This window comes from Haliscomenobacter sp. (genome assembly GCF_033763495.1).
In the GTDB taxonomy this organism is placed as follows: Bacteria; Bacteroidota; Bacteroidia; order Chitinophagales; family Saprospiraceae; genus Haliscomenobacter.
On record NZ_JANRKL010000236.1, the window covers coordinates 1 to 7621 of the forward strand.

Here is a 7621-nt window from a genome sequence, read left to right on the forward strand (position 1 = left end):
TATCAAAAGCAATGGTCACGTCCAGTCCAAATCCAAAATCGGGGTTGATACCATGTGCAGCAGAAATGGCTCCGCGCAGCCCTACTTCTTCTTGGACGGTAAATACGCCATAAATATCGTAAGGGACTTCCTTACCTTTCAATGCACGTAGGGTTTCAAGCAAGATAAACACCGAAACCCGATTGTCCAGCGATTTGCTGTTGACACAATCGCCCATCTCAATCAGCTCCCGTTCACGGGTCACCGGGTCACCAATCGAAACGATCTTCAGCACTTCCTCTTTGCGCATGCCCAAATCGATGTAATAATCGGTAATCGGTACCACTTTGCTGCGTTCTTCAGGTTTCATCAGGTGGATAGGTTTGGAGCCCATGACACCAATGACGTCTTTTTTGCCGTGTACAATGACCCGTTGGGAGGTCAGGGTTTTAGGGTCAAAACCACCGAGGGGATGAAAAAAGAGAAAACCTTCGTCATCAATGTGGTTGACAATGAAGCCAATTTCATCGAGGTGGGCAGCAATCATGGCACGTTTGCGCTCCTTGCCTCTTTTGACAGCAATGACGTTGCCCATGTTATCGACACTCACTTCATCTGCCAAATCCTGCAATTCTTTTAGCACCAATTGGCGGATGCGGTGTTCAAAACCCGGGGCACCGGGGGTTTCACAAATGCGTTTAAGCAATTGAACGTTAATCATAGTAATGTTTGTGTTATCCTCTCAATACAATATGATGGTATTGAAAACAAGTTTTCTATCCAATGAATACGTTTCTGATGGGACTATCTATACCGGGAAGAGAAAAGGGAGCGGAATAAGGATCTGTACTTATTTACTTTGGGTAACGGAAAAAAGTGCTTCGAGCGCGTAAATTTAACCAAATTTGTGCGAGTAAGAAACGAATAAAACGAAATAAAGTTGAAAATAGCCATCAATGCCCGCTTTCTACAGACGGGCAACCTGGAAGGAATCGGCTGGTATACTTACGAATTGTGCAAACGTTGGGTGCAAAATCACCCCGAAGACCAGTTTATTTTGATTTACGATCGCCCGCAGAAGGCATGGCTAATCACCGGAAAAAATGTAAAATCGGTGGTGATTGGGCCCAAGGCCCGGCATTTTTTCTCCTTCTGGTACTGGTTTGATGTACAGGTTCCCAAAATATTGCGGCAGGAGCAGGTGGACGTTTTTTTTTCTCCCGACAATTTTTTGAGTCTCCAAACGGCCCTCCCTACAGTGTTGACCACCCACGACATTGCTCATTTCCATTACCCCCGGCAAGTTGCCTGGATGCATCGACCTTATTACCGATTGTTTATCCCCAGGTTTTTAAAAAAAGCTACCCATATCGTTTGTGTGGCTGAACATGGTAAAACAGACCTGATTACCCATTATCAAATTCCAGCGGAAAGAATTACGGTGGTTCCAAACGGCACCCGGGCTATTTTTCAACCCTTGAGCGATACTGAAAAAATACGGGTGAAAGCCCAATTCAGTAAGGGTGCCGATTACTTTTTCTTCCTGGGTGCCATTCATCCGCGTAAAAACCTGCTGGGTTTGCTGCGCGCTTATGAGTTGTTTCGGGAAAAAAGTGGAGAAAGAGTAAAACTCCTGATTGCAGGGAAACTGGCCTGGCAAGTGCAGGAAATCACCGCCGCGCATGCCGCTTCAGCCTACCAGGATGATATCGTCTTTTTGGGATACCTTCCTGAAGAGACCGCCGCAAAGCTGATGGCTTCAGCCCTGGCCTTGACTTATCTTTCCTTCTTTGAAGGATTTGGCTTGCCTGTTTTGGAAGCCCTTTGTACCGATACCCCGGTGATTACCTCCAATACTTCCTCTTTACCGGAAGTGGCTGGTGAGGCTGCTCTATTGGTTGATCCCTATGATGTGGAGGAGATTGCGGGGGCGATGTTGCGCATTTGGAATGAACCGGATTTGCGGGAGGATTTGGTCAAAAAAGGCCAGCTGCAACGGCAACAGTTTTCCTGGGATAAAGCTGCCATTGATATATACATTATTTTGCAGGCAGTTAAAAGCTAGCGCCATGAATTTGCGGATCAAATACGTCCTTTTGATCCTCGTTTTGCACGGGGTGATCATTTACCTGGCCTTCCGGGTGCTGTATGAAAACAAAGTTGTTTTCATCGCCTCCGAGCTTTTGGTGTTGGTATCGCTGTATTTTTCTTATGCCATATTCCGGGACGTACACCGCCCACTCCAGTATATTTTATCGGGCATTGAGGCCATTCGCGATCAGGATTTTTCCATCACCTTTCGGCCTACAGGCAACCGCGAAGTAGACGAACTCATAGCAGTGTACAACAGCATGATCGAACAACTGCGCATCGAACGCACCCAATTGGCGGAGCAACACTATTTTTTGGAAAAACTGATCAAAGCTTCACCCATTGCCATTTTGATCCTGGATTTTGACGATCATTTGAGTGAAATCAACCCTAAAGCCCAAGATTTATTGGGCTTGTCTCCTCTGGATCAAAGCTGGCCCAATCGGCCCCTGGCTACTTTAAACCACCCGCTGACGCCCCACCTGATCCCCTTAAAAAACGGCGATCACCAGACCATCGCCATCAACGGCATTGAAACCTACAAAGTCCAACGTTCCTTTTTTATGGATCGGGGTTTTCAGCGCCCCTTTATTATGGTGGAAGAGCTCAGCGAAGAGCTATTGGCTTCCGAAAAAAAGGCCTACGGCAAAGTGATCCGCATGATGGCCCACGAGGTCAACAATACCGTGGGAGCCATTAATTCCATCATCGATAGCACCCAGCGTTACCTCTTGAAGCAGGAAGAAAATCAATTCTCTGCCGCCCTCGCCGTCGCCCATTCCCGCAACGAACGCCTCAATTTGTTCATGCGCCGCTTTGCCGATGTAGTGCGCCTGCCCCAGCCGCAGTTGGAGTACCGGGATTTTAATGGGGTGCTGCAAGATGCTACGGTACTCTACCAACCACTGTTTGTGGAAAAAGGGGTGCAGCTTCGTTTTACAACTTCGCCACTGCCTGTCCGCATAAAGATGGATGTGCAACAAATGGAGCAAGTACTGATCAACATCTTCAAAAATGCGCTGGAAGCATGTGTGGCAGGGCAACAGGTGGAAGTGGTTTTGGCGGCAAATAATCTGTGTATTCGGAACAATGGTACTCCGATTCCCAAGGGCAATGAACACCTTTTATTCACTCCCTTTTTTAGCAACAAGACGGAGGGTCAGGGCATTGGGCTGACCTTGATTCGGGATATTTTGATGGGGCATGGTTGGAAGTTTTCGTTGAGGACCGAGGAGGATGGTTGGACGGAGTTTAGGATTTGGTGGGGGTAGCATTATTTATTTTTTAAAATTTTCTTCGGCAGAAGCCGAAGATGTAAATAATAAAACCTTCCCGTGAAGCTATTATTCTTTTTTTAATCTTCAAGACAATATACATCCAAAATTAGTTGATAATGTCATACCTCTCTTGTTAAATTTGAAGCACTTTTTCTGCTTTCCTTCCCTATCTTTACCCCAAATCCAAACAATGACGCTCACTACACATAACACTTTCCCATCCGTAGCTGAACTGACCAGCACCTTTGCCGATTGGCTCGGTGAGTTGGTCGCCTCCAAAGATAGCTTCTCCATCGCCCTGTCCGGTGGTCGCACCCCCATCTTTATTTTTGACTATCTGGTGGCCAACTACCGCGACAAAATTGAGTGGCAAAAAATCAAGTTTTACTGGGGCGACGAGCGTTGTGTGTCTCCTGAAGATGCAGAAAGCAACTACCGCGCGGCCATGGAGCACCTTTTGTTGCCCCTGGGTATTCCTGCTGCCAACATCTTCCGCATCCAGGGCGAGGATGACCCTGAGGACGAAGCGCTACGCTACGCGCAAGTACTGCGCGACACCCTACCTATTGTCAATGGTGTACCCAAACTGGATCTAGTACTCCTCGGCATGGGCGCCGACGGCCACACCGCCTCCATCTTCCCCAATCGACTGGATTTATTGGCTTCTGCGCGGGTATGTGAAGCAGTTACCCACCCTGAATCCGGCCAGTCCCGGGTGACCATCACCATGCAGGTCATCAACCGTGCCGAGCGAGTGGTCTTTTTGGTGACCGGTGCCGATAAAACCGAAAAAGTAAAACTCATTACGGGGGGCAAACAAAACGCCAAACTTTTCCCCGCCACCTACGTAAACCCCTCCAGCGGACAATTATATTGGCTTTTTGACCAGGCAGCCAATCCAAAACCATAGCTTATTTGGTGAAAAACAAAAAACAGTATTTTTCTCATGTTTGGATGATTATTTCCAAACAAGGTTGCTATATTGGGTCGGTTTCTAAAATTTATACAAACAATAAACATTGCGACCTACAGACATAACCGATCCTGAATATTTCCACAAAGTTGTGGATTGTCAGTATGCCTGCCCAGCGCATACACCCGTACCGGAGTATATCCGATTGATCGCGGCGGAACGTTACACCGAAGCCTATATGGTCAATTGGGAGTCGAACGTTTTTCCTGGTGTATTGGGACGTACCTGCGACAGGCCTTGTGAACCCGCGTGCCGCCGTGGCCGGGTTGATGAAGAACCCGTAGCCATTTGCCGCCTCAAACGGGTAGCAGCCGATAATAAAGGCGATGTACAGGAATGGATGCCGGAAATCCCACTGATCAAAAACGGCAAAAAAATTGCCTTGATCGGAGGAGGCCCAGCTTCGCTGACCGTTGCCCGTGACCTGGCCCCGCAAGGTTACGAAATCCACCTCTTCGACGAACAAATCGCCGGAGGAGGAATGATGCGCAGCCAGATTCCAAGTTTCCGCTTGCCCGAATCTGTACTCAACGAGGAGGTGAACTACATCCTCGATATGGGCATCCATACGCATTTCAAAACCTACGTTTCTAGCTTGCGCGAAGTGCTCAATCAGGGTTACGACGCCGTGTTTGTAGGTACGGGTGCCCCCAAAGGCCGCGACCTCAACATTCCCGGCCGGGAAGAAGGCAAAGCCAACATCCACATCGGGATCGAATGGTTGGCCAGTGTAGCTTTTGAACATACCAATAAAATAGGCAAAAAAGTCATCGTATTGGGTGGTGGAAACACCGCCATGGACTGTTGCCGCACTTCCCGCCGCCTCGGTGGTGAGGAGGTAAAAGTAGTGGTGCGCAGCCCCTTCGCGGAGATGAAAGCTTCGCCATGGGAAAAAGAAGACGCGCAGCACGAAGACATTCCAATTCTGGACAACCACGTACCCAAGGAATTTGTGGTAGAAAATGGTCGTTTGGTCGGCATGCGTTTTGAAAAAGTTCAAGCCGTTTACGACGAAAAAGGCAAACGTTCGCTGGTGCCTACGGGTGAGCCGCTGGTATTCATCGAAGCGGATGACGTGCTGATTGCCATCGGTCAGGAGAATACTTTCCCCTGGATTGAACGCGACCTGGGTCTGGAGTTCGACAATTGGGGAATGCCTGTAGTTTCTCGGAAAACCTTCCAGTCTACCCTGGATCAGGTATTCTTTGGTGGCGATGCCGCTTTTGGCCCGGAAAACGTCATCACGGCTGTAGCCCAAGGTCACCATGCTGCGGTATCGATCGACCTGTATTGCCAGGGCAAAGATGTACAAGTGCGCCCTTCGCCGCTGACCAATCTGGTGAGCCAAAAAATGGGGATCCACGAGTGGATTTACGATAGTGTAGTGGTCAACGACGACCGCTACAAAGTTCCTCATGCGGAAAAGCAGAAGACCCTCAAAGATCGCAAGGTGGAGGTGGAATTGGGTTTCGCCAAAGATACGGGTTTTAAAGAAGCCCAACGTTGTTTGAACTGCGATGCACAAACCGTATTTTATACCAACCGCTGCATAGAATGTGACGCTTGTGTGGACATTTGCCCTACTTCCTGCATTACGTTTACCACCAATGGGGAAGAAGCGGACCTGCGCACACGGCTCAATGCCCCTTCGCTCAATCTTTCCCAGGACTTGTACGTTTCTGACCTTTTGCCCCAAACCCAACGGGTGATGGTGAAAGACGAAGACGTCTGTTTGCACTGTGGTCTTTGCGCTGAGCGCTGCCCTACTGCTGCCTGGGACATGCAGAAATTTTTATACTCAACAAGTAAAGCAAGTAATCTATGCGGAGTGTTGCAGCTGTAAACGACTTTGTAGTACGTTTCGCCAACGTCAACGGCACCGGCTCAGCAAGTGCCAATAATATGTTTGCCAAGGCAGTGTTCCGCATGGGCTTGCCTTTTTCGGCCAAAAACATCTTTCCTTCCAATATTCAGGGTTTGCCTACCTGGTACGAGGTACGGATCAGTGAAAAAGGCTACCTGGGACGCCGCGACGGAATTGATTTGATGGTGAGTGTAAACCCTCAAAGTTTGCCTCAAGACGTCAAATCGGTGAGATCTGGTGGTTATTTTGTATACGATAGTACCAAAATCCTGCACCAGGAATTACTGCGTGAAGACATTACCTACATCGGCGTTCCGATGATGGAGATTTGTTTGCGCGAATACACCGATCCACGGCAACGCCAATTGTTCAAAAACATGATCTACGTTGGCGCACTGTCGATGTTACTGGACATGGATTTTGAAGTTTTTAAAGGCATCATTGCCGATGAGTTCAAGAAAAAGGAAAAACTGATTGCCCCCAACATCCATGCCATGGAACTGGGGCGCAACTACGTAGCGGAGCATTACGAATATCCCTTGCCCATCCGCATGGAAACCCGCAACCTGGTGGGGGACAGCATTGTGATGGACGGCAACTCGGCCTGTGGGCTGGGAGCGGTTTACGGTGGTGCTACGGTAGCTGCCTGGTACCCGATCACACCTTCTACTTCGCTGGTACAGGCTTATGAGAAATACGCCAACAAGCTGCGGATTGACAAGGAAACAGGCAAAAAGAAATTTGCCGTGGTACAGGCAGAAGACGAATTGGCCGCCATCGGGGTAGCCATCGGTGCCAACTGGAACGGGGCGCGCTCCTTTACGGCTACCAGTGGGCCGGGGGTATCTTTGATGAACGAGTTTTTGGGTTTGGCCTACTTCGCGGAAATTCCAGTGGTATTGACCGATGTACAACGCTCAGGTCCTTCCACCGGGATGCCGACCCGCAGCCAACAGTCGGATATTTTGCTGGCCGCTTATGCTTCGCACGGAGATACCAAACACGTATTGATTTTTCCCGCTAACCCAGCAGAGTGTTTTGAGTTGCAAGCTTTGTCCTTTGACCTGGCTGACCGCCTGCAAACGCCAATTCTGGTCATGATTGACCTGGATTTAGGCATGAACGAGCACATGTCGCCGCCGTTGAAATGGGACGATAGCCGGAAATACGATTGGGGCAAAGTATACGATGCCGAGGACCTGGATCGCATCGGTCAGTTTGGCCGGTACCTCGATTCGGATGGCGATGGCATTACGTACCGCACCATTCCGGGTACACACCCGACCAAGGGCTCTTTCTTCACCCGGGGAACTTCACGCGACGAGTATGCTCGTTACACGGAAGACGGCGCGGCGTATGTACGCAACATGGAGCGTTTGCTCAAAAAATGGAACACGGCCAAGGAAATTGTACCTCAGCCAGAGTTTTACCAGGAAG

At 49.2% G+C, this 7621-nt stretch carries 6 protein-coding genes; 5 read left to right on the forward strand and 1 reads right to left on the reverse strand.

Translation table 11 applies throughout. From position 1 onward, the window contains the following. On the reverse strand, window positions 1-700 hold a 700-nt coding region (locus tag SFV55_RS28270; protein WP_320032953.1), incomplete at its 3' end, for a M42 family peptidase. 219 nt (window positions 701-919) lie between these two features. Here SFV55_RS28270 and SFV55_RS28275 point away from each other — a divergent pair. The 5 genes from SFV55_RS28275 to SFV55_RS28295 form a co-directional block, all read left to right on the forward strand. Continuing rightward, the gene (locus SFV55_RS28275; RefSeq protein ID WP_320032954.1) at window positions 920-2044 is read left to right on the forward strand and encodes a glycosyltransferase family 1 protein; all 1125 of its coding nucleotides are present in this window, start codon (window positions 920-922) and stop codon (window positions 2042-2044) included. A 4-nt stretch (window positions 2045-2048) separates the two neighbouring features. Continuing rightward, window positions 2049-3341, forward strand: a complete 1293-nt coding sequence (locus tag SFV55_RS28280; protein WP_320032955.1) for a sensor histidine kinase — start codon at window positions 2049-2051, stop codon at window positions 3339-3341. Window positions 3342-3537: 196 nt separating this feature from the next. Next, window positions 3538-4257 (forward strand): 6-phosphogluconolactonase, encoded by a 720-nt coding sequence (gene pgl, locus SFV55_RS28285; protein ID WP_320032956.1) that lies wholly within the window; start codon window positions 3538-3540, stop codon window positions 4255-4257. 109 nt (window positions 4258-4366) lie between these two features. After that, on the forward strand, window positions 4367-6163 hold the full coding sequence (locus SFV55_RS28290; RefSeq protein ID WP_320032957.1) for an FAD-dependent oxidoreductase: 1797 nt from the start codon (window positions 4367-4369) through the stop codon (window positions 6161-6163). After that, a partial coding sequence (locus tag SFV55_RS28295; RefSeq protein WP_320032958.1) for a 2-oxoacid:acceptor oxidoreductase subunit alpha occupies window positions 6142-7621 on the forward strand: 1480 nt, incomplete at its 3' end. The genes SFV55_RS28290 and SFV55_RS28295, both read left to right, overlap by 22 nt.